The organism is Streptomyces sp. NPDC001599, from assembly GCF_042893535.1.
In the GTDB taxonomy this organism is placed as follows: domain Bacteria; phylum Actinomycetota; class Actinomycetes; order Streptomycetales; family Streptomycetaceae; genus Streptomyces.
On the sequence record NZ_JBIAVA010000003.1, the window covers coordinates 91,244 to 114,227 of the forward strand.

Annotated in this window: 20 protein-coding genes and 2 pseudogenes; 9 read left to right on the forward strand and 13 right to left on the reverse strand. The window is 71.5% G+C overall.

The annotated features are described in order from the left end of the window. Genes ACFYZ3_RS09180 through ACFYZ3_RS09190 form a run of 3 tightly spaced genes read right to left on the reverse strand, consistent with a single transcriptional unit; the run spans position 1 to position 3,969 of the window. Positions 1-1,374: a cryptochrome/photolyase family protein gene (locus ACFYZ3_RS09180; protein WP_388514957.1), complete on the reverse strand. Its 1,374-nt coding sequence runs from the start codon at positions 1,372-1,374 to the stop codon at positions 1-3. A gap of 37 nt (positions 1,375-1,411) precedes the next feature. Next, complete coding sequence (locus ACFYZ3_RS09185) at positions 1,412-3,016, reverse strand: SDR family oxidoreductase (RefSeq protein ID WP_388515968.1); 1,605 nt, start codon at positions 3,014-3,016, stop codon at positions 1,412-1,414. Positions 3,017-3,030: 14 nt separating this feature from the next. Beyond that, positions 3,031-3,969 (reverse strand): hypothetical protein, encoded by a 939-nt coding sequence (locus tag ACFYZ3_RS09190; protein ID WP_210914328.1) that lies wholly within the window; start codon positions 3,967-3,969, stop codon positions 3,031-3,033. Between the two features lie 165 nt (positions 3,970-4,134). On the opposite strand from ACFYZ3_RS09190, the gene ACFYZ3_RS09195 reads away from it, so the two are divergent. Further along, a complete protein-coding gene (locus ACFYZ3_RS09195; protein WP_210914330.1) occupies positions 4,135-4,737 on the forward strand; it encodes a DUF4383 domain-containing protein in 603 nt (200 codons plus the stop codon). A 39-nt stretch (positions 4,738-4,776) separates the two neighbouring features. On the opposite strand, the gene ACFYZ3_RS09200 is transcribed toward ACFYZ3_RS09195, so the two are convergent. Then, positions 4,777-5,310, reverse strand: a complete 534-nt coding sequence (locus tag ACFYZ3_RS09200; RefSeq protein WP_161380922.1) for an ester cyclase — start codon at positions 5,308-5,310, stop codon at positions 4,777-4,779. Between the two features lie 418 nt (positions 5,311-5,728). Between ACFYZ3_RS09200 and ACFYZ3_RS09205 the strand changes: the two genes are divergently transcribed. The 3 genes from ACFYZ3_RS09205 to ACFYZ3_RS09215 all read left to right on the forward strand — a co-directional run bounded on the left by ACFYZ3_RS09205 (position 5,729) and on the right by ACFYZ3_RS09215 (position 8,771). After that, positions 5,729-6,631: a universal stress protein gene (locus ACFYZ3_RS09205; RefSeq protein ID WP_388514959.1), complete on the forward strand. Its 903-nt coding sequence runs from the start codon at positions 5,729-5,731 to the stop codon at positions 6,629-6,631. Between the two features lie 26 nt (positions 6,632-6,657). Beyond that, positions 6,658-7,509 carry a universal stress protein gene (locus tag ACFYZ3_RS09210; RefSeq protein WP_388514960.1) on the forward strand — a complete coding sequence of 284 codons (852 nt, stop codon included), beginning with the start codon at positions 6,658-6,660 and terminating at the stop codon, positions 7,507-7,509. A gap of 191 nt (positions 7,510-7,700) precedes the next feature. Next, complete coding sequence (locus ACFYZ3_RS09215; RefSeq protein ID WP_061441021.1) at positions 7,701-8,771, forward strand: zinc-dependent alcohol dehydrogenase family protein; 1,071 nt, start codon at positions 7,701-7,703, stop codon at positions 8,769-8,771. 434 nt (positions 8,772-9,205) lie between these two features. On the opposite strand, the pseudogene ACFYZ3_RS09220 reads toward ACFYZ3_RS09215, so the two are convergent. The 3 genes and pseudogenes from ACFYZ3_RS09220 to ACFYZ3_RS09230 form a co-directional block, all read right to left on the reverse strand. Then, positions 9,206-9,467 (reverse strand): annotated as a pseudogene (locus ACFYZ3_RS09220) (universal stress protein). A 561-nt stretch (positions 9,468-10,028) separates the two neighbouring features. Continuing rightward, positions 10,029-10,610 carry a hypothetical protein gene (locus tag ACFYZ3_RS09225; protein ID WP_161381647.1) on the reverse strand — a complete coding sequence of 194 codons (582 nt, stop codon included), beginning with the start codon at positions 10,608-10,610 and terminating at the stop codon, positions 10,029-10,031. Between the two features lie 574 nt (positions 10,611-11,184). After that, a pseudogene (locus ACFYZ3_RS09230) lies at positions 11,185-11,280 on the reverse strand (inosine-5'-monophosphate dehydrogenase); the annotation flags it as partial. Positions 11,281-11,438: 158 nt separating this feature from the next. On the opposite strand from ACFYZ3_RS09230, the gene ACFYZ3_RS09235 reads away from it, so the two are divergent. Next, positions 11,439-12,347: a pyridoxamine 5'-phosphate oxidase family protein gene (locus tag ACFYZ3_RS09235; protein ID WP_388514961.1), complete on the forward strand. Its 909-nt coding sequence runs from the start codon at positions 11,439-11,441 to the stop codon at positions 12,345-12,347. A 209-nt stretch (positions 12,348-12,556) separates the two neighbouring features. Continuing rightward, complete coding sequence (locus ACFYZ3_RS09240; protein WP_388514962.1) at positions 12,557-13,141, forward strand: OsmC family protein; 585 nt, start codon at positions 12,557-12,559, stop codon at positions 13,139-13,141. Between the two features lie 119 nt (positions 13,142-13,260). On the opposite strand, the gene ACFYZ3_RS09245 is transcribed toward ACFYZ3_RS09240, so the two are convergent. Then, positions 13,261-13,719, reverse strand: coding sequence for a universal stress protein (locus ACFYZ3_RS09245; RefSeq protein WP_388514964.1), 459 nt, complete (start codon positions 13,717-13,719; stop codon positions 13,261-13,263). 120 nt (positions 13,720-13,839) lie between these two features. Next, entirely contained in the window at positions 13,840-15,159 is a 1,320-nt protein-coding gene (locus ACFYZ3_RS09250; RefSeq protein ID WP_388514966.1) for a nicotinate phosphoribosyltransferase, read from the reverse strand. A 209-nt stretch (positions 15,160-15,368) separates the two neighbouring features. Between ACFYZ3_RS09250 and ACFYZ3_RS09255 the strand changes: the two genes are divergently transcribed. After that, a complete protein-coding gene (locus ACFYZ3_RS09255; protein WP_385954952.1) occupies positions 15,369-16,046 on the forward strand; it encodes a CBS domain-containing protein in 678 nt (225 codons plus the stop codon). Positions 16,047-16,261: 215 nt separating this feature from the next. On the opposite strand, the gene ACFYZ3_RS09260 is transcribed toward ACFYZ3_RS09255, so the two are convergent. Together ACFYZ3_RS09260 and ACFYZ3_RS09265 are read right to left on the reverse strand one after the other, a co-directional pair. Beyond that, the gene (locus ACFYZ3_RS09260) at positions 16,262-16,924 is read right to left on the reverse strand and encodes a CBS domain-containing protein (RefSeq protein ID WP_385929501.1); all 663 of its coding nucleotides are present in this window, start codon (positions 16,922-16,924) and stop codon (positions 16,262-16,264) included. A gap of 34 nt (positions 16,925-16,958) precedes the next feature. Beyond that, positions 16,959-17,417 carry a cyclic nucleotide-binding domain-containing protein gene (locus ACFYZ3_RS09265; RefSeq protein ID WP_388514968.1) on the reverse strand — a complete coding sequence of 153 codons (459 nt, stop codon included), beginning with the start codon at positions 17,415-17,417 and terminating at the stop codon, positions 16,959-16,961. 946 nt (positions 17,418-18,363) lie between these two features. Between ACFYZ3_RS09265 and ACFYZ3_RS09270 the strand changes: the two genes are divergently transcribed. Both ACFYZ3_RS09270 and ACFYZ3_RS09275 read left to right on the forward strand, forming a co-directional pair. Continuing rightward, positions 18,364-19,248 (forward strand): universal stress protein, encoded by an 885-nt coding sequence (locus ACFYZ3_RS09270; RefSeq protein ID WP_142201480.1) that lies wholly within the window; start codon positions 18,364-18,366, stop codon positions 19,246-19,248. A 255-nt stretch (positions 19,249-19,503) separates the two neighbouring features. Further along, entirely contained in the window at positions 19,504-19,902 is a 399-nt protein-coding gene (locus tag ACFYZ3_RS09275) for a DUF302 domain-containing protein (RefSeq protein WP_388514970.1), read from the forward strand. On the opposite strand, the gene ACFYZ3_RS09280 is transcribed toward ACFYZ3_RS09275, so the two are convergent. Next, positions 19,879-21,324 (reverse strand): HAD-IC family P-type ATPase, encoded by a 1,446-nt coding sequence (locus tag ACFYZ3_RS09280; protein WP_388514971.1) that lies wholly within the window; start codon positions 21,322-21,324, stop codon positions 19,879-19,881. The two genes, ACFYZ3_RS09275 and ACFYZ3_RS09280, sit on opposite strands and share 24 nt — an antisense overlap. Positions 21,325-21,443: 119 nt before the next feature. Next, positions 21,444-22,970: an AAA family ATPase gene (locus tag ACFYZ3_RS09285; RefSeq protein WP_388514973.1), complete on the reverse strand. Its 1,527-nt coding sequence runs from the start codon at positions 22,968-22,970 to the stop codon at positions 21,444-21,446. Between the last annotated feature and the right edge of the window lie 14 nt (positions 22,971-22,984).

Sequence of the window (22,984 nt, forward strand, 5' to 3'; positions counted from 1 at the left end):
TCAGTCCCGGCCGCGGGCGTGCTTGAAGCGCGCGAGTCCGTCGGCGAGGTCGACGAGCGGGTCCGGGTAGTCGAGTTCTCCTCGTTCCGCTGCCGCCAGGCGCCAGGGTTCGTGCACCTTCCTGCCGGTCACGCTCCTGAGTTCGGGGACCCAGCGCCGTACGTAGGTGCCGTCCGGGTCGAACCGCTTGGCCTGGACGAGCGGATTGAGGACGCGGTGGAGGCGGGTGTCGGTGCCGGTGCCGGCGACCCACTGCCAGTTGAGCTGGTTGTTGACGACATCGCCGTCCACGAGGAGGTCCAGGAAGTGCCGGGCGCCGATCCGCCAGTCGACGTACAGCGTCTTGGTCAGGAAACTCGCCACCAGCAACCGTGCCCAGTTGTGCATCCAGCCCTGGTGACGCAACTGGCGCATGGCCGCGTCGACGACCGGGTAACCCGTCCGTCCGCCCCGCCAGGCGGCGATGTCCTCGGCGGCGTCCTCCTCGTCACGCCAGCGGTCGTGCCGGGTGCGGTAGTCCTTCACCGACGCCTCGGGCCGGGCCGCCAGCACCTGGTGGTGGAAGGCCCGCCAGCACACCTGGCGGACGAACGCCTCCGCGCCGGGCCCGCCGTGCGCGCGGGCCCGGTGGACGAGTTCCAGCGGGGAGAGCGCACCGAAGTGGAGGTACGGCGACAGCCGGGATGTGCCATCGTCCGCGAGGTCGTCGTGCCGCTCCTCGTAGCGGGACAGTCCGGAGCGCGACCACCGTGCGAACCGGTCGCGCCCGGCCGTCTCCCCTCCGGCCGGAAGACCGGGCGAGGCACCGGCCACGTCCGCGCGGTCGGGCAGCGGCTCGCCGCGGACTCCGTCCGGTACCCGCACGGTGCGCGGAGCGGCCAGGGGCTTTCTCGACGAGACCTGCGACCAGCGGCGGAAGTAGGGAGTGAACACCGCGAAGTGGTCCGAGCCGGAGGGCGTCACCGCCCCCGGGGCGACGGCGGTGATCACCGTCTCGTGCACGCGCAGTGCGACGCCGTCCTCGCCCAGCTCCTCGCGCAGCCCTTCCTCCCGGCGCTGGGCGTACGCGGTGACACCTGCGGCCACGTGCACCTCGGCGGCCCCGCACTGGGCGGCGACCGCGCGGACCTCCCGGACGACCGGTCCGTTGCGGACCACGAGCCGGCCACCGCGGTGGCGCAGCGAGGAGTCGAGGTCGCTGAGACAGTCGGCGAGGAAGGCCCTGCGGTTGGGGGCGTCGAACCCCGCCGCGTGGATGCCGGCGTCGAGGACGAACAGCGGCACCACCTCGTCCGCCGCTTCGAGCGCGGCGTGCAGAGGCGGATGATCGTGCAGACGCAGGTCCGAGGTGAACAGGACGACCGCGACGGTCATGGCGTCACTCCTGGCGCAGTGGTGCTTGGACGAAGGCTCAGTGCTCCACACTTCGCGGGGCGCGTCGACGCCGGATGCGCCACGATCGGTCATCACTCCTGCGGGTGGTCATACCCTTGACGGCGGCCTGACCGATGTTGCGTGCCATGCCGCCGAAGACAACGGCATGGAAGGGGAACACGGACCACCAGTAGGCGTGGCCGAGCAGCCCGCGCGGATGGAACAGGGCACGCTGCCGATAGCGGGTACGGCCTTCCGCGTCCGTCTCGACGTGCATCTCCAGCCACGCCAGTCCCGGCAGCCGCATCTCCGCACGCAGCCGCAGCAGCCGTCCCGGTTCGATCTCCTCGACCCGCCAGAAGTCCAGCGAGTCGCCGACCCGCAGGTGCTGGGCGTCCCGCCGGCCGCGGCGCAGCCCGACACCGCCGACGAACCGGTCCAGCCAGCCGCGGACGGCCCAGGCCAGCGGGAAGGAGTACCAGCCGTTGTCCCCGCCGATGCCCTCCACCACTTTCCACAGGGCTTCCGGAGACGCGTCGACCCGCAGTTCCCGCTCGTCCTGGTACAGACTGCCGCCGGCCCAGTCGGGGTCGGTGGGCAGCGGATCACTAGGCGCTCCGGGGACCGAGGCGGACGACCAGCGCGTGGCCACCTGGGCCTCCCGGACCCGACGCAGGGCCAGCGCCAGGGCTTCGTCGAACGGCAGGGGCCGGCCGGGAGCGTCGGGGACGTACCGGGCGATGTCGTGCTCCTGGCACACCACCTCATGACGCAGGGACTCCGTCAGGGGCCGGGCGAGGGCGGCCGGTACCGGCGTGACGAGGCCGACCCAGTGGCTGGACAGCCCGGGAGTGAGCACCGGAACGGGCACGATGATCCGCCGCCGGAGCCCGCTCACGGTGGCGTAGCGGCGCATCATCTCGCGGTAGGTGAGCACGTCCGGCCCTCCGACGTCGAAGGCGCGGTCGACGTTGTCCGGCATGGTGGCCGACCCGACCAGGTAGTGCAACACGTCGCGGATCGCGATGGGCTGGGTGCGGGTGTGCACCCAGCTGGGCGTCACCATGACGGGAAGCCGCTCGGTCAGGTAGCGCAGCATCTCGAAGGACGCCGACCCCGATCCGATGACCACCGCGGCCCGCAGCACGGTGGCGGGCACGGGGGCGTCGAGGAAGATGCGGCCGACCTCGGCGCGTGACCGCAGATGAGGGGAGAGCGTGCGCTCGGGAACGCCTCGCGGAGTCAGACCACCCAGGTAGACGATCCTCCGCACGCCCGCCTCGTACGCCTGCTGGGCGAAGACGCGCGCCGCGCGACGGTCGGTGTCCTCGAAGCCGGAGCCCGACCCGAGGGCGTGCACCAGGTAGTAGGCGACGTCGACGCCGCGTATGGCCTCGGCGACGGAACGCGGGTCGGTGACGTCTCCCCGCACGCTCTCGACATCGGACGCCCAGGGCTGGTCACGGAGTTTGGCCGGGGTGCGGGCCAGACACCGCACCCGGTGACCGGCCCCCAGCAACTCCGGCACGAGGCGTCCGCCGACGTACCCGGAGGCGCCGGTCACCAGACAGAGCAGTCGTTCCTGGTCCTGCCGTCCGTTCGCCGCCACGGCTCTTTCCTTCCGGTCCGTCCACCACACCATGCCGGGACTGCCGATCACTTGCTCCACAACGTCACCGCGCCCGTCGCGGCGGGGCGGCCCGAGGCCGTGACCAGGAACCGGGATCCGCCCGGTTCCGCCGAGGTCTCGATCAGGGCACCGCGCGACGGCACCGGTGCGCACACGTCCGCCCGCAACCCGATCACCGCGGCAGCCGTCATCCCACTCTCCAGCAGAACCGCCTGCCGCCCCGCCTCCAGGACCGCCAACAGGGGCATGCGCGCCGGCCGGCCGGCCAGGAGCACCGGGTGCCCGGGGTCGCGCGGGGCGGTCACCAGTCGTCCCCGAGGGCCCCGTGCCAGCATCACGTCACCGTCGGCCGTGGCACCGACCGCGGCCGCCGGGGGATGCAGCAGACCCGGAAGCGGTGCTCCCTCCACGGGTACCGCCGAGCCCGCCGGGCGGGCGAACCGCATGGTGCACGACCCGAAGGATTTCCCCGTGTGCAGGAACTCGGCCGTGACGCGATGGGACACGGGCCGACCGGCCACGGTCACCAGATCGCTCACGCTCATCCGCACGTCCACGTCGGTGGCGCCGCCCCGCTCCACGGGCCACGACCGCAGCCGCAGTCCCAGGCGGACCGAGACGGGTTCGAGCCGAGCACGAACCGTTCCCGGAGGACGGCCGTACTCCAGTGCGAGGGCGAGCTGCCGGGCGGACTCCGCCATGATCAGCGGATGGTGCGTCACCGCGCCCAGCGCGCGTTCGTTCAGCGGATGCAGGCGGGGCCACTGGCAACGGGCCGCGAAGCAGCGACTGCCGAGGCGGGCGAAGGACTCCACCAGCAGCGACGCCATCGTGTCCAGACCCAGGCCGCGCCAGGTGAGCGGTACCTGCCGTATCACCGGCTCCGGCGCCGGACGGTCACCGACGCCGTCGTCGTGCCGCCGGCCGCGCGCGTCGAACGCCTGGTCCGTCGCCACCTCGTGCATGAGCGTCTCCTGCCGGCAGGCCGGACGGTGCGGCCGCTGCGCGCACCAGGTCGTCACTGCCCACTTCGCACGCGGGGCCCGCGGCGGATGCACGCCCCGGTACCAGCCCGGGGCCCTGTCGCCGGACATGCATCCGAAGCAAGCGCATACGGGGAAACAATGGACATGAGGCTAAAAGACGAAATGCCCGTCGATCACCATCTGGCCACCGTCTACCGCTACGGTGCGGGCTTCTGCGGGCTGGTCCTGCTGGTCTTCGCATGTCTCGGCTTCGCGGACGCGCTGAGCCCGTTCGACACCGCGGGCGACACGATCGCCGGCATGACCACCAACGTAGCGCTCAGCGTGATCTCCGCCGTCGTCGGTCTGACGCTGCTCGCCGGCGCGGCGGTCGGCGGCAACTTCGCCTCGGTCCTCAACATGACGGTCGGCGCGCTCTTCGTCCTGAGCGGGTTCTTCCACGTCTTCGTACTGGACCGTCGCGCCAACGTCCTCGACTTCGGGATGACCAACGTGATCTTCAGCTTCGTCATGGGACTGGTCATCGCCACGTTCGGCATGTACGGCCGGGTGTCCAGCAAGCTGTCGCACGACAACCCCTACTGGCAGCGTCGTCATCCCGAGCAGGCGGCCCGGGAACGAGAGGCGGCCGCCGCCCTGCCGGACGCGGAACGGGGCGGGCACGCTCTGCCCGCAGGACTGGACCCCGAGGGCGCGAGGGCACCACGATCACCCGCCCGGCGTCCTCCCAGGAACGGGATGCGCTGACGGCCGGTCCGCGTGCGGGGCCGAGGCGCCCGGCGGGGGCTACGGAGCGTGGCTGCGTTGACGCGCGTGACGCTCCCGCCAGCGGTCGGTCAGCTGCGTCTTCACGTTGAACGCCCTGGTCGTGGCACGGTCGGCCGCTGAACCGCGGGAGGGCAGGAGGCCGATCTGGCGGCCCAGTTCGGCGCCGTCGAAGATGGTTCGAGAACGCCTGATGCGTCCGGTGTCGACTTCGACGAAGTCGACACCCTGCAGGGCGATGTGCCGTTTCGTGGGGGCGAGACCCTGGTAGGGCGCTCCGTCGAAGGTACCGGTCATGCGCCATTCCACCGCTGCGTACCGGTCGTCTCCGACGGCGTGTTCCATGGTCATCACCAGGTCGGGCATGGCCAGGCGGACCTCCTCGAAGTAGCGCCGCACAGCCTGCCGGCCCCGGCGCAGACCCACGGGGACGACGTCGAAGACGACATCCTCGTGGAGGAGATCGGTGAAGTGGTCCAGATGCCCGGCGGCCACGGACCGGAACGCCGCTCGGGCCACGTCGACCGGGTCGACGCGGTGCGCTGTTGCATTCACGGCCGCGTCCTGAAGTCGGTGGAGGGCACGCGCCCAAAGCCCGGCGGAGTGCCTGACGGAATCACTGCCGAATCCTTTTCAGACTGGATCCTCAGCACGTCCGGTGCACCCCGGCGGCCACGGTCCGTGGCCCTTGCGACGTTGCGCTCCCGTGCCGGCCGGGGCTACCCGGGCGGTGGGCACCCTGCCTGGCGTCGCCGCCTTCGCGGTGATGCCGGACGGACAGACCTGGACGACCGGCAAGGGCTGAGCGGGAAGGCGGTCCGCCGGGCGTCGGGACCGATGCCGACCTGCGGTTCGGCCGCACGGATCGGCCGAAGGGACCCTCGGTCGTGTCCGGGGACGAGTGGCCCCTACCCCGGCGCCTCCGTTGCGCGACACGCTGGAGTCGGAAGGGCCGACACGGGAGGTGTGCGACATGACCCGCACGATCACGGTGGGAATCGACGGATCGCCCCAGAGCCACGCCGCCGCCGAGTGGGCGGCCCGTGAGGCCGAGTTGCGCGACCTGCCGGTACGCCTGCTCCATGTGTGGGAGCCGGCTCCCGCGGTCCTGGCCCAGGATCCCGTCCTCGGCGCGAAGACCCACCAGTACTGGACGGAGCGTGTCCCACAGAAGGTGGGCGACGGGCTCCGGCTGCGCCACCCCGGTGTCGTGGTGACCAGTGACCAGCGGTCCGGCCCACCGGCGGACACGCTGGTCAGGGACGCCGACGGGGTGGAACTGCTGGTCCTGGGCACGCGCGCGCCCAGCGGACTCGGCGGCTTCCTGGCCGGTTCCGTCGGACAGTCCGTGATCGCCCGCAGCGAGGCTCTCGTGGTTCTCGTGCGTGCGGGTGAGCAGGAGGCCGACGAACACGTCACGGATTGCGTCGGTGTGCCGTCCGCGGCCACCGCCTTCCGGCCGGTCGTCGTCGGACTCGACGTCAGCAGTCCCGACGACGGTGTGCTCGCCTTCGCCTTCGACGAGGCACAGCGCCGCGGCACGGCCGTGCACGTGGTCAGCGGCTGGCAGCCACCGCCCTACCACCCTTCACTGGCCGCGGGTGTGGTGGCCGACCAGGGGGTGGCCCGCAGGAAGGCCGCGGACCTCACCCGGCTGCTCCTGCCCTGGCGGCAGACGTACCCGGATGTCGAGGTCGTCGAGGTGTCCCGCCCCGGCAGCCCCGCCCACCTTCTGGTCGACGCCTCGCAGGAGGCGTCCCTGGTGGTCGTCGGGCGGCGCATCCGGCCCGCCCCGCTCGGCGCGCACATCGGTGCGGTCGCCCGCGCGGTGCTGCACCACGTCGGTGCACCCGTCGCCGTCGTGGCGCATCCCTGACGCATTTCGGTCGAGAGGAGGGCGTCATGTATCTGCCTCTGGTGGTCGGGGTCGACGGCTCGGAGCCCAGCCTGCGAGCCGTCGACTGGGCGGCCGACGAGGCCACCCTGCACACAGTTCCCCTCCTGGTGGTCTGCGGGACCCTGTGGGAGCGGTACGAGGGCGCCGCCCTCGCCCGCGAGCTGGACGGGACCCCCGCCGACACGAGGGCCGACGACATCCTCGACGCCGCCGCCCGGCGTGCCCGGCGACGGCATCCCGATCTCGTCGTCACCACCGAGACGGTGTTCGACGAGGCCGAGCACGCCCTGGTCTGCGCGGGGCGCAACGCGTCCATGATCATCGTGGGCAGCCGAGGCCGCAGTGGCATCGCCGACAGGCTGCTGGGCTCCGTGAGCCGGACCGTGGCCGCCGGGAGCGACTGCCCGGTCGTCGTGCTGCGCGGCAACCACGACAACCGCGCCCTCGGAGGACGGGACGGCCGCGTCGTCGTCGGTGTCGGCGAGCCGGCGGCGTCCGTCCTGCGCCTCGCCTTCACGGAAGCACGTCTGCGTCACGTGCCCCTTGCGGCCGTTCGGGCCTGGCGCTGTCCCGCCCACGAGACGATCGACCATCCCTTGCTGACGGGAGAACCCGCCCGGCTGTACGAGGAGCGGGCAGCCAGGGAACTGGAAGCAGCCCTGGAAGACGCACCGCCCGACGTCGCCGTGCGCCGGCACACCGTCGAGGGCCCGGCACGCGCGGTGCTGCCCGCCGCTTCGGCGGAAGCCAGCCTGCTGGTGATCGGCCGTCGCACCCAGGGGCGGCTCGGCCGGGTCGCCCACGCCGTCCTGCATCGCTCGGCCTGCCCGGTCGTCGTCGTGCCGGAGCGGACGTGAGCACGCCGAGCGGGCCGAGGGCCGACAGGCGGCGGGCGGGGGCCGACCGGCCCAAGCGGCGTCCGTGCTGCCGGGGACAGTCTGGAGTTGTGGGGCAATCCCCGTCGTACCGACGGTCGTGGGGCCCGCCCGGCGCGGACCGGTCACCGTGGCCCCGGATGCTCCCGAGCGCTAGGAGAGTGAGCATCACGATGAAAGGCTACGTATTCCACGGTCCGGGCCGGTCCGCTTGGGAGGACACACCCGATCCGGAACTGAAGGAGCCCACCGACGCCATCGTGCGGGTCGACGCCGTCACCATCTGCGGGACGGACCTGCACATTCTGAAAGGGGACGTCCCCGAGGTGCGGCCCGGAACCGTCCTCGGTCACGAAGCGGTCGGCGAGATCGTCGAGGTCGGCACGGACGTACGCACCGTACGGCCGGGCGACCGCGCCCTGGTGTCCTGCATCACCGCCTGCGGACGGTGCCGTTACTGCCGTGAGGGCGTCTACGGCCAGTGCCTCGGCGGGGGCGGCTGGATCCTCGGCCATCTGATCAACGGCACTCAGGCGGAGTACGTGCGAGTCCCGTACGCGGATCTCTCCGTGCACCCGCTGCCGGGCGCGGTCACCGACGAGGACGCCGTGCTGCTCGCCGACATCTTCCCGACGGCCTACGAGGTGGGTGTGCTCAACGGGCGCGTCCGTCCCGGCGACACGGTCGTCGTGGTGGGCGCCGGCCCCGTAGGACTCGCCGCGGTCGCCACGGCACGGCTGTTCGCACCCGAGCGGATCGTCGTCGTGGACCTGGCCACCGCCCGGCTGGAGGCCGCCCGCAAGCTCGGGGCCGAGGCCGTGGCGGACGCCCGCGAGGACCCGGAGCAGCTGGTCGCCGACCTGACCGGGGGCCTCGGCGCCGATGTCGTCATCGAGGCAGTGGGCGTTGCGGAGACCTTCGAGATGTGCACCCGGATGGTGCGCCCGGGCGGGCACGTCGCCAACGTCGGCGTGCACGGCAGGCCGGCGACCCTGCACCTGGAAGACCTGTGGATCAAGAACGTCACCGTCACCACCGGCCTGGTCGACACCCGCTCCACGCCGACGCTGCTGCGCATGACCGCGGCCGGACGGCTCCCCACCGGCCAGCTGGTGACCCACACCTTCCCGCTCGATCGCATGGAGGAGGCGTACGAGGTCTTCTCCGCGGCCGCCGACACGGGGGCGCTGAAGGTGGTCCTGGGTGGCCCCCGGCGGGAAGTCGTCGCCGCGGACGCGGTCTGACACGGCCCGGCCGTCCGACGCGTCCGGCGGCGCGTTCGCCGGGCGCGCCGCCGGACGCGTCGGAGCCGGCCACCCGCGGGGCAATCCGCAGGAAGACCGGCGTGCGCGGTCTCGATCTTCGTCCGGACTGGAGAAGGAAGGCGTACCCGCCACACGCATACGCGAGAGACGTATGAGGCTCGATCTCCAGGACCACCACAGGCTTACCCACCGTGAGGTGGTGGGTGGTCTCCACGCCTGGGGGCCGCTGGGTGCGCCGGCCGTTCGGCATCGGCCAGCCGGAGGCGTGCACCAGTCGCAGTGCGGTGCCACGTGATTCCGCCTGCCGGGCCGCCGTCCCCACCGCTGCGAAGCTCGACGGGAAGCCGCCCGCCCCCACCACCACGGCAGCCGTCATGACCGGGCACCTTCCCTGATGGTGAGCTTCAGGAGGGTCACTGGTGCCGCCGGTGGGGGACGAGGAGCACCGGGCAGTAGGCGTGGTGCAGGACGCCCTGACTGACGGAGCCCAGGAGCATGCCGCGGAAGCCGCCGTGGCCCCGGGCGCCCACGACCAGACCGAGGGCGTGCTCAGCGGCCCTGCTCAGTTCCTGGACCGGGCGTCCTTCGACCACCTCATGGGGCGGGGGTGTGCCAGACGTACAAGGCGCGCAGGTTCGCGCCGCGCAGTTCCGCCTCGTCGAACGCGAAGTCCATGGCGGCAGCCGAGTCGGCGCTGCCATCCACGCCGACGGCGAAGTACGGCGGTTGTTGAGTCGTGTGCTCGTCCTCGCGCAGGACGACGACCGGGCATGCCGACCGCCCGCTCAGCGGCAGTGAGACAGGGGCGGAGGAGAACAGTTCACGTGCGGCTCCCGACTGCCGTAAACCGACTACCACAAGGGTGGCGTCGTGCGGCTGCTCCGCCGGAACCCATGCGGGGCCCCCTCGGCCAGCAGCGCGGAGCCTCGGCGCGAGCCCGGAGGAGCGCTTCCTCCGCGTCCGCCCCAGCCTGAAGTGATCTCGGGCCGAATTGGGCAGGGAGGCATCCAGGGGCAGACGCGCGGGCCGGGGCCGGCGCAGTGGACGGCCCGAAGCGTCAGGTCGCAGACTTCCGCCTCACGTGCCGTCCATACGACTGCTTCGAGACCTGGCGCCGAACCGTCCGCGCCCATGCCCATGAGACCGATCATCATTCCTCCTTCCGCCTCGCGGGCTCCTCACCACCCGAGCACCTTCGACGCCGCATCCGCGGAACGCCGCACGACGTGCCCTGGTTCAACTGGCCGCGCGTCCCCACTGGGAACCGACGTCCCGCCACTCGTGCTCCCACGCGGCGCGACGGCGGCGGTTGAGGATGATTCGCACGCCGTAGTAGCCGGCGGCTGCCGCCGTGACGACGGCGAAGGAGGACGCGGCACCCATGAACGCCGCGTCCACCCCCGCCTGGGTGGCGGCGGGCGGCGCCGTTGTCAGGTGGTTCTGGCGATCCGTCCAGACCGTGACCCTCGAGCCCGCCTTCATACCCTCGTCGACGGGGATCTTGCCCGAGTGCCGGGTGCCGTCGGGTGCCGTCCACCGCACGGTGGCGTCGATCCGGCCTCCGGTCGTCCCCGTGGACAGGGAACTGCTGGACACGTCCGAAACGAGGGTGGCGGTCGCGGAGTGCCGCTCCGCGCGTCGTTGTGCGGCGCTGTGTGCCGCGGCGTGTGCCCCCAGCACTCCGGCCACGGGACCCGCGAGGGCGATGACGAGCCAGACGATCAGGAGGATCCAGGCCTCGAGTACGTCCTCGCGGCGGCGCAGCGGATTGCGGCGCCAACGCCACAGGGACCGCCGAATGGTTGTGCCTGTGCGCATCGTGACCACCTCCGGCTGTCGTCTTCAGCCTCACGCAGCGGCGGTCTGTGAACCAGGGGCCGTTCGGGCACCGCCTCGGGACCCGGTGGGTCGACCGGCCCCGGACCTCTCGGGGCTGAGGGCCAGGGGGCGGAGCGGGGTCGCCGCTCCGGCGTGGACCGTCGGATTCCGACTCATGGCGTTCCCGGCTGCAGCGTGTTCGGGGCGCGCTCGGCTGAGGGGTTCGACGTCGCGTGCGGCCTCCTCGGCCGGACACGTGCAGGTCGACCGAGACGACGCCGTCGACGCCCAGGCGCGGCCGCTCGATGACGGGAACGAGCTGCTGATTGTCCAAGCGGCCCTCGACGGTCACCTGGCCTTCTTCCACGTGCACCGTCATGTCGGTGGGTGCCAGACCCGGCATCCGGATCAGGACGTCGCGGGACATCTCCTCCGGCAGGGCGTCGTCCAGCTCCTCGACCGTGACATTCTCACCGGCAGAGCGGTCCGTCGGCTCGGCGGGATCGGGGCGCCGAGCGACCTTGCGGACCAGATCCGCCTGCGACACGACGTCGACTGGGCGACCGATGTCGTCCACCACTGGGACGGCGGTGACGTCGTTGTGGGTCAGGGCCTCGGCGACCGCCTTGAAAGAGGTGTCAGTTCGACCGCGGACAACGGGCCGGGGCATGAGATCTCCTATCGCTCGGTGCTGCCCCTGACTTGGCAACTTCGTACCGACGACGAGGGCCGTTCGGCAGGTCCGCCGGGACCGTCGGCCGTCTGGTGGGCGCGGCGCCCGCGCGCGAGGCTGGAGTGAGGAACCCCTTCGACGGAGAGGGCGCGGTCATGTACGCACACCTCGGCGACCGGCTGATCGTCGAAAGCCCGTCCACCGGCGTCACGCGGCGGGACGGGGAGATAGTCGGCCTCCACCACGACGACGGAACTCCGCCCTACGACGTGCGCTGGTCCGACACCGGGGATGTCACTCTGGTGTTCCCCGGCCCCGACGCACGTGTGAACCGTGGGTCGGAAGAAGTGAGGGGGGCGGAGGGAGCGCCTTCGGGCGTGCCCCGTGGCGAAGGGGTCGAATCCCCCCTGGCCGCTGCCGAGGCCGGCGACGTCGGTCGACGCCTGGCCGCGGCGCGCCGACGCAAGGGGCTGAGCCTGGAGCAGGTGGCCCAACGGGCCCGGATGGCGCCGCAGTACCTGGCCTACCTGGAGACGCACACCGCGGATCCGGGATTCGGCAGCCTCGTGCGACTGGCCGATGCCCTGGGTACGACCTACGTCGAGCTGCAGGGAGGTGGCGCCGACCGTCCACCGGGGCGGGGAGTGGCACTTCGCGACCCGATGCTGCGCGACCTCGACGAGGAGGAGTGCCGCGCCCTGCTCTCGACGCACGGAGTGGGCCGCCTCGCGCTGAACACACCCGACGGCCCAGCGGTCTTCCCCCTCAACTATGTGGTGTCGGAGGGAGACATCGCGTTCCGTACCGACCCCGACGCGGCCACTGCCGCGGCCGTGGACAGCCAGGTGGCCTTCGAGGTTGACCACATCGACGAACCCATGAGTCAGGGATGGAGCGTTCTCGTGGTCGGTCGATGCCGGGCCGTGACGGATGCGGAGGAGGCACGTCGGCTGGCGGAGCACGCGCACACCGAGCCATGGCCCGGCGGACGACGCACCATGTGGCTCGCCGTGGAGACGGAACGTCTGACAGGACGCCGTATCACTTCCGTGTCCGGCTCCTGAGACTGGTGGTGCTCGCACGGCGCACGAGGCGGGGCCCTGCGGTCCCGGAAACACGCGCCCCGGGTGGCGTCGGACCGGACCGGACCGGGACCGGCCGACGCGGTGAGGCCGACCGGCGAAACCCGGCGGGAGACGAGAGGAAACTGCACACACACTGTGGTCGTACGATCAATGTCACCCGGTTCACTCCCCGGGGGCTGCCCAAGCGGATGGGGCGCGTCGTCCTGGACACGTCCTTCGCCTCCTACGACGAGGACGAACTGTGGACGTCGCTCACGGCAGAGGAGGCCAGGCGTCTCGCCGGTCTGCTGCTGTTCCAGGCAGCCGCCGTGGAACCGGAGCCCAGTGCCGCACCCGGAGTCGTCGATGTGGTGCCGGTCGTCGCAGACGCCTACGAGGTCCGGGTCCGCGGGCATGTCCTGACCGTCGACCAACCGCTCGCCGACGGAGGAAAGGACACCGCTCCCACGCCCGTGGAGCTGTTCGTGGCGGCGGTGGCTTCGTGCGCCGCGCACTACGCGGGGCGCTTCCTGGACCGGCACGGTGCCGGTCGGGACGGCTTCTCCGTCCGTGCCGGGTTCCGCATGGCGGACGACCGGCCGCCGCGCGTGGCGTCGTTGCGCCTGACCGTGACGGCCCCCAGCCTGCCGGCGGAGAGGCTGGCCGCCCTGCGTGCGGTGGTGTCGCACTGCACCGTGACCAACACCTTGGTCCAGGCGCCCGAGGTGATGCTGGAGGTGCGCGGGACACCTTCCGGGGAGACCGACCTCGGCACGGAGACGAGCGCACGCTGAATCTGAGCGGGTAAGACGATTCCCGCCCGTCGTGACCGCCTCGCGGCCGACGGTGCGAGGACCCCGCGTTTCCGGGTGGCCACCGGCTCAGTCGCCCAACGGTCCGCCGGGGAGACGGATCAGTGAGCCGGGTCGGTCTCCGTTTCCTGGCGGACGACGACGACGGGGCAGGCCGCGTGCTGAGCGCAGCGCTGGCTCACCGAGCCCAGCATCGCCCGCGCGAACGCGCCCCTGCCCCGGCGGCCGACCACGAGGAGTTCGGCCCCCTGTGAAGCGCGGATCAGGGTCTCGGACGGGTCGCCCTCCACGATGACCTCCCGCAAACCCGGCGGCCGTTCCTTGGCGAAGATGACGTCCAGCTCCGCCGCGAAACGCTCGCGCGCCTGCTCCAGGTCGAAGTCGGGATCGATGGCCGGACCGGTGAAACCGACGGCGGACGGTGTGTCCCAGACGTGGATCGCCTCCACCACACCACCGACGGAACGTGCGTACCGATCGGCCCAGCGCAGCGCGGCATAGGAGGACGGAGACCCGTCCACCCCCACGACCACCCGTACTGTCGGCTCAGAGGACTGCATGGTCACCTCACTCACAAGCGTCGTCCGCCCCTGTCCACGCTGCCCGGTAGCACGCCACCGCGCCAGCGGAGAGAGGGCCGGCCCGACTTCGTGCCAGGGCCACGGCCACGCAGGCGGAGGCTAGGACGAGCGGAGGCGCTCGGTGAGGTCCGCGGTCAGCTCGGACAGCCGTTCGGAGAACACGGCTCTTGCCGGCCGGGGAGCCCGGATACGCACAGCACCGGCGGGCAGGCTCGCCAGGTCCGCCGTCAGCCGGGCGTGTCCCTCCGGCAGGGTGTCCGGTGGGCCGAGACGCCGGCCGTCACGCATGAGCGTGCGCAGCAGTGGCTCCGCCCCGGCCGGACCCGGTTCGTCCCACAGGGCGATGACGTCGTCACCACCCCGGCGCCGGAAGACCTGTTTGCGTCCTGGCGACGTCACCTTGGCGGACGACAGTTTCATGACCGGGCGGCCGTCGTACTGCACGAGCTTGTACGCCGAGTCCAGATACGGAGCGTCGGCTGACGTGCCGACACGGGTGCCGACCGCGTACACGTCGATGGGCGCTCCGCAACGGACGAGGGCGTCCACCCCGTACTCGTCCAGGCCGCCGCTGGCGACGACACGGACGCCGGGCAGGGCGGCACGGTCCAGTTCGGCGCGCGCACGACGGGCGAGATCACCGAGGTCACCGCTGTCCAGCCGTACGGCGCACCCCGGCCCCCGCCCGAGGTCGCGCAGGACACGAGCCGCTGTCCGGACCCCGCGTACCGAGTCGTACGTGTCCACCAGGAACGTCACCGGCCCCGGGTGGGCGCGGGCGAAGGCGCGGAAGGCGGCCTCCTCGTCGGGAAAGGCTTCGACGTACGAGTGCGCCATCGTTCCGGACGCGGGCAGCCCCCAGCGGACCGCCGCCGCCACGTTGCTGGTTCCCGCGAAACCCGTGAGCGACGCCGTGCGCGCGGCCTGCATTCCGGCGGAGGTCCCGTGGGTGCGGCGCAGGGAGAAGTCGATCACCGGACGCCCCGCGGCGGCCAGGACGGACCGCACCGCCTTCGACGCCACGGCCGTCTGATGCGAGACCTGGTTGAGCAGGAAGGTCTCCACGAGCTGGGCCTGCGCGAGCGGCGCGGTGACTTCCAGCAGTGGTTCTCCGGCGAACACGACACGTCCCTCGGGTATGGCGCGGACCTCGCCGGTGAACGTCGTCCCGCACAGCGGGGAGAGGTCGGCGTACGGCCGGTGCAGCGCGGAGGCGAAGTCCTCCACGTCCGCCGAGGTGACGCGGAAGGCGCCGAGGTAGTCGAGCGCCGGTACGATGCCCGCGCTGACGAGAAACCCGCGTTCGGGGGGCAGGTCACGCACGAACAGACTGAACGTCGCGGGCCGGCTCATGTCTTCGAGTAGGTAGGACAGGGCCATGGTGACTTCGTACAGGTCCGTAGTGGTCACATCCGACATGGTCCTCACCCGCCCGTAGCCACTCGTGCCCGGTCACCACAAGCCTCACCGGCGCCCCGGGGCGTGGGGAAGGGCCGGCCGGCCACTCCCCGTGGCCACTCGGCCCCATGCGTCCGCGGCAACGGTGACGGACCCTGTAGGTGTCGGGACACTCTCCACCCGGGTGGGAGGAAGCCATGGACGGCCACGTCTGCAGAGTCGACGACGTCATGACCCGCAGGGTTATCGCCCTGGCCGGTGGAGCGACGTTCAAGGACATCGTCAGGACCATGGAGACGCAGCGGATCAGTGCACTTCCCGTCATCGACTCCGGAAGCCATGTAATCGGTGTCGTCTCCGAGGCCGACGTGCTGCGCAAGGAGGAATTCCGCGACAGCGACCACAAGCGCGGCCCCCGGAGCCGGACCCCCGGGGCACTGGCGAAGGCGCGGGCTGTCACCGCGGAGGACCTGATGACCACTCCCGCCGTGACCGTCCAGCCGGAGGCACCTGTGGCCCGGGCTGCCCGCCTCATGGCACGTCACAGGGTCAAGCGCCTCCCCGTCGTCGACCAGGAAGGCGTACTCCAGGGCATCGTCAGCCGCGCGGACCTGCTCAGGGTGTTCCTGCGGTCCGATCCCGACATCGCCGAGGAGGTCCGCCGGGAGATCGTCGGGAGCCGGTTCCCGGAAGGACTCGGATCGGTGCGTGTGGAGGTGCACGAGGGAGTCGTCACCCTCACCGGCCGGGTGCCGGACACCTCGCTCGTTCCGCTGGCCGAACGGCTGGTGCGCTCGGTCGAGGGCGTCGTGGACGTGCGGTGCGCGCTGACTGGCCCCCGGCACCGCCCGGTCACGGAACCGGATCTCATGCAGGAGGAGCACAGGCACGCGTCGGAGGGCAGGTGATGGGTGGGGCGAAGGCGAACACCCGGCCACTCGCGCCCTGTCCGTCGCACCATGGACATCGCCGGCGGCGGTCCGTCAGCTCTCGACAAGCTCACCACGGGTGCGTACCGGTACGAGACGGACTCCGGGTCGGTGATCGCCGTACGCGTAGACGCGAATCGCCATCGGCGCAGGCCTGACTGAGTTCGCGCTGGTCAGGTACTCGATGAGTCCCTTCACCTCTCGGTAGGGGCTTCGACGTCCGTCGGGTCCCACCGGACGTCGACGACACCCTCCACGGCGCGCACCAGGCGGGCGGTCACGGGCACCAACGAGGTGTCCTTGACCCTTCCTCTGAGAGTGACGAGGCCGTCCGACACCTCCACCCGGACGGCGTCCGCCGGTGAGGGGAAGAGCGGTGCGACGACCTCCTGGCCGACCTCTTCGGCGATGTCGTCGTCCGTGCGCAGGAACACCTTCAACAGGTCGGCTCGGCTGACGACACCCTCGAGAAGTCCCTCGGCGTTGACGACGGGCAGCCGCTTGACCTTCCGTTGCGCCATGATGCGCGCGGCTTGGGCGAGGGTGGCGTCGGGGTGGACGGTGACGGCCGGGGCCGTCATCACGTCCGCCGCGGTCAGACCGCCCGCCTTGGCCAGATCGGTAAGGCGGCGCATCTGAGTGAAGCGGTCCGGGTCACTGTCCCGGAACTCCTCCTTGGGCAGCAGGTCGGCCTCGGAAACGAGACCGATCACTCGTCCCTCGCCCTCGAGTACGGGCAGGGCGCTGACCTTCCACTGGTCCATGAGCGCGATGATGTCCTTGAACGGAGCCTGTGGACCCACGGCCACGGCCGTGTGCGTCATCACGTCACTCACCGTGTGAGGGCTGTTGAGCATGGCTTCCTCCTCGGCTCGGTCTCAGGAGCCCTACTCACGGCAGGATTCCGCTGCCGTGCGGGGCGTACAGGTCCAACAGACGGATGCGCGTCTTCTGCAGGCGGTCGGCCACCACCTGTCCGACCCAGGTCGCGACCGCCCGGCCGAACCCGGGGTGCTCGGCACTCACGGTCAGGACGGTCTTCGCGTCGAACTCCCAGGCCCGTACCGGGCTGAGTGCCTCGGCGCCCAGATGCCACTGGTACGGCGGGAAGTGCCAGGACCAGCCGAGCAGTTCGCCGTGGCCCAGCGAGTCGACGACGGCGTTACGGCCATCGGGGACGCGGATGTCCAGAACGACCGTTCCGGTGCGGATGATCCAGAAGCGATCGGCCGGCTGGCCCTCTTCGAACAGCCGCGCACTCGACGGGAACGAGACTTCGCGCGCGAGCCGCAGCAGGCGTTCGCGGTGCTGCGCCGGCATGGCTATCGGGAGGGTGGTTGTGGAGGTCATCGTTTCGTCTCCTTCCCGCGGCCCTCGGGGAGCGGTCGTTCGGGCGGCTGCCATGTGCGGCTGCTCTTCCCCGGTACCAGCCTGTCGCGTGTGCGCCCCTGGCACCACGGGCCTTCCGGGCACTGCCAAGGGGCCGTCGGCCCCGGGCAAGTGGGGCCATCCGGGTGCCACGACGAGAGGAGCCCGGCCCGGGCAGAGGGAGAGGATCCGGGCCGCCGGAGATGCCGCGCAGGGGAGGTGCAGCCAGGGCGCGTCAAGAGCGGGAAGGGCATCCGCTTCTCGCGGATCCTGATCGCACGGTGCACGGATTCCGACCGTTTCCCCGTGTCCCTGCTGTCCTTCCCGCCACCTCCAGCACACCACGCGGATCGCCGGGGTGGAAGGGCCGACCGGCCCCGTCATGCTGCCGCCCTACGCGCCTCGCACAGGCACGCACCAGATCCCGCGTACGCCGATGGCGCACCACGTTCTTCGCCGGGACCTGAGCCGGGGGACAGGCCCTAAGTAGGGCATCCGTCGGCCCGACGGCGTGCGCAGGTCAGGAGGATCCGGCCGTCGTGGCGGTCGGGGCCGCTTTGTCACCTGGATCCGTTGCATCACGATCGCCTCGTCTCGCGCTGCCCCTGTCTGCATGATCCCTCCGGGGGCCTGCTGCGGGCCATGGGTCCGCCGACCTCGGTACGGGGCCGAGTCGGCCTGTACGGGTGGGTCGACCGGCCCAGCTCCGTGACTGGCGACGGGGGACAACGCGAAGGTGACCATCTGTCCATCCGCCTTCCGTCGTGATGGCCCGCGGAGCGCGGCGGACACACTCCCGCCGGAGAACCGGTCACTGGGGCCGAAGGTCCCTCGTAGTGACCCGATCGCCCCTGCCGGACCCGGGCGCCCGGTGTCACCGTGAAGGTGCAGCCCCGGCTGCGCGAACCGGCGAGAAGAGAGAAGGGCGGTGGGGAAGATGGCACTTCCCCTGGTGGTAGGCGTCGACGGCTCGGACGGCAGCCTCCTGGCCATCGACTGGGCGGTCGACGAGGCACAGCGCCATGGGCTCACGTTGCGCTTGATCTATGCCTCTCTCTGGGAGCGGTACGAGGGAGCACTGCCGGCGATGGGCCGAGAGCGCCCCTCCGAGCAGGTGATGGCTGAGAACATTGTCGGCACCGCTGCGGAGCGCGTCCGGCGATACGATCCCAGCCTCACGGTCGAAACCGACACGGTGCCGGCCGAAGCGGTGTCCGCCCTCCTGGCCGAAGGCAGGCACGCCGCCGCCGTGGTCACCGGATCACGGGGTCGTGGCGAGCTGAAGGGGGCCCTCCTCGGCTCGGTCAGCCTCGCCGTCGCCTCCCGGTCCGACTGCCCGGTGGTCGTCGTCAGGGGTGAGAAGTCGGCGCTGTCCGGCTCCCACGAGCGTGTCCTGCTGGGCGCCGGCGACCCCGACACCAGCGGTGCGGCCGTGCGGTTCGCTTTCCGAGAGGCCGATGTACGAGGTTGCGAGCTGGATGTCGTACGGGCCTGGCGGTGCCCGGCGTACGAGAACGCCGACGACGGGGCACCGAGCGGAGACTCCGAGGATCAGCACGAGCAACGGGCATCCGCTCTGATCGACACTTTGGTGGCCGAAGCCGCTGCGGAACACCCGGGCGTGAGGGTGCGCAAGACGACGATCGAAGGGCCGGCCCGCAAGGTGCTCGTCCACCAGACGGCCGCCGCCGACCTCGTCGTCCTTGGGGCACGCCACAGGTCGGGACACTTCGGTCTTCAGCTCGGGCGGGTCACCCACACGCTGCTGCAGCACGCGGCCTGCCCGGTCGCCGTGGTGCCACAGACGACCTGACGCCTTCGATGTGCGGCCTCGGAACCCGAGGCCGCGTCGGGGACCCTCACACAAGTGAGCCGCGTGGTCCGGACGTACGTCTGCCGGTCCGGGGGAGACCGCGCGTAGCCCGTCGACGGCGTTCCGACGGCCTCACCGGCTTGTCCGCGCCACCCTCAGCCTGCGCCTGACCTGCTTGAACCAACCCCATGGGGCGCGCGTGAAGAAGTCCGCGCGCCGGGTACCCCAATAGCCTCGGAAGCCGGGAGGAAGACCATGCGTTACGGCCGTGCCATCACGCTGGAAGGGCCCTTCGAGCAGGTGCAGCAGGACGTCCGCCAGGCCCTGGCCGACCAGGGTTTCGGAGTCTTGACCGAGATCGACGTACAGGCCACCCTCAAGGCCAAGCTGGACCAGGACATGGAGCCCTATTTGATCCTCGGAGCCTGCAATCCGCCTCTGGCGCACCGAGCGCTGGACGCCGACCGCTCCGTAGGGCTCCTCCTGCCCTGCAACGTCGTCGTTCGTGGCGACGGCGACCGGGTGATTGTGGAGGCCATCGACCCCGAAACCATGGTCACCCTCACGGGTCTCGACGCCATGGCGCCGGTCGCCGAGGAGGCCGGCCGCCGTCTCGAGGCGGTACTGAGTTCACTCGGGCCATCGGCGCCCTGACCGCCGCGGGCAGGGCATTGGAAGCACAGCCGGTTCGGCGTGGGGCCCACGCCACGGGGCCAAGGAGAAGTAGCTCTCCTCCTCCTGGGTGAAGTGCAGGCGCAGCACGGTGTTGAGGCCGTACAGGCAGGAGCGGAGGTCGTCCAGCTGTTCGGGGGCCAGGCCGCCGTTGGCGCGGGCGAGCTGCAGGTGGCTGGCGATGCGGCGGGACAGACGTCCGATCTCGGTGTGCGCGCGGCTCATCGTGGCGGTGGACTCGGGGCCACCGAGGGACGGGGCGAGGGCCGGGTGGAGCTCATGCTCCTCGGCGTACTCGTGCGGCAGGAGCCGCTCGGTGAGCAGCCGGTGTGCCTGGTCCAGCGAGGCGGCCGTTCGCAAGACCTCCGTCGGCACGTGACCCGGTGCGGCCACCACGTCCCGGACGCAAGGGCGGCCCACGGTCAGGGTCCCCGTCTTGTCCAGCAGGAGGGTGCGGGCCCGGCCCAGGTTCTCCAGTGCTCCACCGTCCCGGACGACCACACCGCGGCGAGAGGCACGGGAGAGACCGGAGACGACGGCGACCGGAGCGGCCAGCAGCAGGGGGCAGGGGGTGGCGACCACCAGAACGGCGACCGCGCGCACCGCGGAGCCACTGACCAGCCACGCCAGTGCCGCCGTGGCGAGGGCCAGCGGAAGGAACCAGGCAGCGTACCGGTCCGCCAGCCGCACCACCGGCGCCGATTCCGCGCCGGCCTGGCGGGCGACGCGCACGATGCCGGCGTAGGTGCTGTCCTGTTCGGTGGCGGTGGCGCGCAGCTCGAACGCGCCGCCGGCGTTGACCGCGCCGCTGCGTGCCACCTCACCCCGGTGCCGCGTGGCCTGGAGTGGTTCACCGGTGAGCACCGACTCGTCGAGGACCGCTTCGGCGTTTTCGACGCGGCCGTCGACCGGGACGACCTCACCCGGACCGACGACCAGTGCGTCCCCGGGAGCGACCTCTCCCAGCGGCACCCTGACCACGTCGTCGGTGCGACGGCGTGCCGAGTGAGGGGCGTGCGCGAGCAGGGAGTGCAGGTCGTGGGAGGCACGGCGCTGAGCAGCTACCTCCAGAGTGCGGCCCGTGGCCAGCATGAGCGCGATCAAGGTCCCGGCCAGGTACTCACCGACGGCCAGGGTGCCCCCGAGCGCGAGTACGGCGATCAGGTCCACGCCCGCGTGCCCGCGCCGGAGTGCGACCAGTACCCAGCCCACCGCGGGGACGAAGGCGGACACGGTGCCCAGCCCCCAGAAGAGGGCCGCCAGGCCGGTGGCGTCGAGGAAATGGGCGACGCCCCCACCCACCAGAGCCGCAGTCGTGACAACGAGGAGGCCGTGCTCGAGTCGGGGGGATGCGAGCGCCGCCGTCGAGCTGCGCACTCGCGCGACGAGGAGGAAGCGGTTCATGGGCACCTCGGTCCGTGCGGCGCGTCAACGTCGTTCCGCTCCTTCCATGGAAGCGCGGCGTGTCCACCGGGGCGAGTGACGATCGGCCCCTCACAGGGACGGTCGGACGTTGTCGTACGTCAGCCCGGCTCCATATAGGGACGCCGGAACACCTTGGCCTGGTCCGGACCCCAGGGCCGGACAGCTGCCAGAGCCTGGGCGACCGCGGAGCCCAGGGAGCCGCTGGTGTCGACGCCGACCGCCTCGGCCCATGGCTGTTCTTCGGCCGCCATGGCGTCGGCCACGCCGAGGTCGGCATCGGACGCGCCGGAGGTACGGGTGGTCAGACGGGCAGCTGCCACGGCGCCGGGCACGTGGCAGTGCAGGGCCACGAGGTCGGCGCCGGCGTTCTCGGCGGTGCGCCGTGCCGCCTCACGCTGGGCCGAGTCGACCCACGTGGCGTCCAGAACCACGGATTCGCCCATGGCCAGAAGGGCCGCTGCCCGCTCCAGTAGTTCGGCGTAGGTCCTGGCCGTCCACTCGGGGGTGTACAGCCCCTCGCCGTAGTCGGCCGCGGCGGTCTGCTGCGCGGAGAGCCCCGCCATCTCCTTGCGCAGGCGGTCACTGCTGAGCAGTACCGCTCCGAGACGGTCGGCCAGCGCGCCGGACAGCGTGGACTTCCCCGTGCCCGGCAGTCCGGCGACGAGCGTCAGGCCGACGGCCGAGGCCCTCAGATGGCGCAGCGCCATCAGGACGAGCCGCATCGCCGCCGCCTGCGCGCCGGGCGCGCCCTGCCGCGCCTGGATCAGGGACACCTTGGCTCGGACGAAGGCACGGTAGGCGACGTAATGGTGCCACAAGGACGGCGGCGCGGGGTCACCCGAGTACTCGCTGTACTGGGTGAGGAAGAACGCCGCGGACTCGGGCGCACCGAGCAGTTCGAGGTCCATGGCCAGGAACGCGGCGTCGTCGAGACCGTCGACGTACCGGAGACGGTCGTCGAACTCCAGGCAGTCGAGGATCCGCGGCCCGTCATCGAGGCAGAAGATGTCGTCGGCGAGGAGGTCACCGTGCCCGTCGAGCACTCGCCCCTGATCGATGCGCAGATCGAACAGGGGCTTGCGTCCCGCGAGATAGCGACGGACCAGCCGTTCGACCTCCGCCGTCCCGCCCGGCGTCGGACCCTCGATCGCCATGCTGTCGACTTGCGCGAAGCCGGCCTCCCAACGCGACGCCAGGGCGTCCCGGGTGCCCTGGTCCGCGATGCCGGGACCACGGGGCGCGGTGGCGTGCCATGCGGCCAGTTGCCTGGCGACTGCCCGTAGCGCCTCATCGACGGGTGCTCCCGTCCGTACGAGGTGAGACAGGCGGCGATCATCGGGCATGCGCCGCATCACCACGAGCGGCTCGGCCTCTTGCTCACCCGGGGTACGGAGCTCGCCCAGGCCCATGTACACGTCCGGAGAGAACCGCCGGTTGAGGTCGATCTCGCGCTCGCACACGGCGCGACGCGACGACAGGGTGGTGTAGTCCAGGAACCCCAGATCCACCGGCTTCTTGCGCTTGTACACGCGATCTTCCACGAAGAAGACCACCGCGGTGTGCGTCTCGCGGACGTCCGCGCGCTGTGCCACGGCCGGATCCTCGCGGCGCCCCGGCTCAGGCACAGCGAACCTTTCGT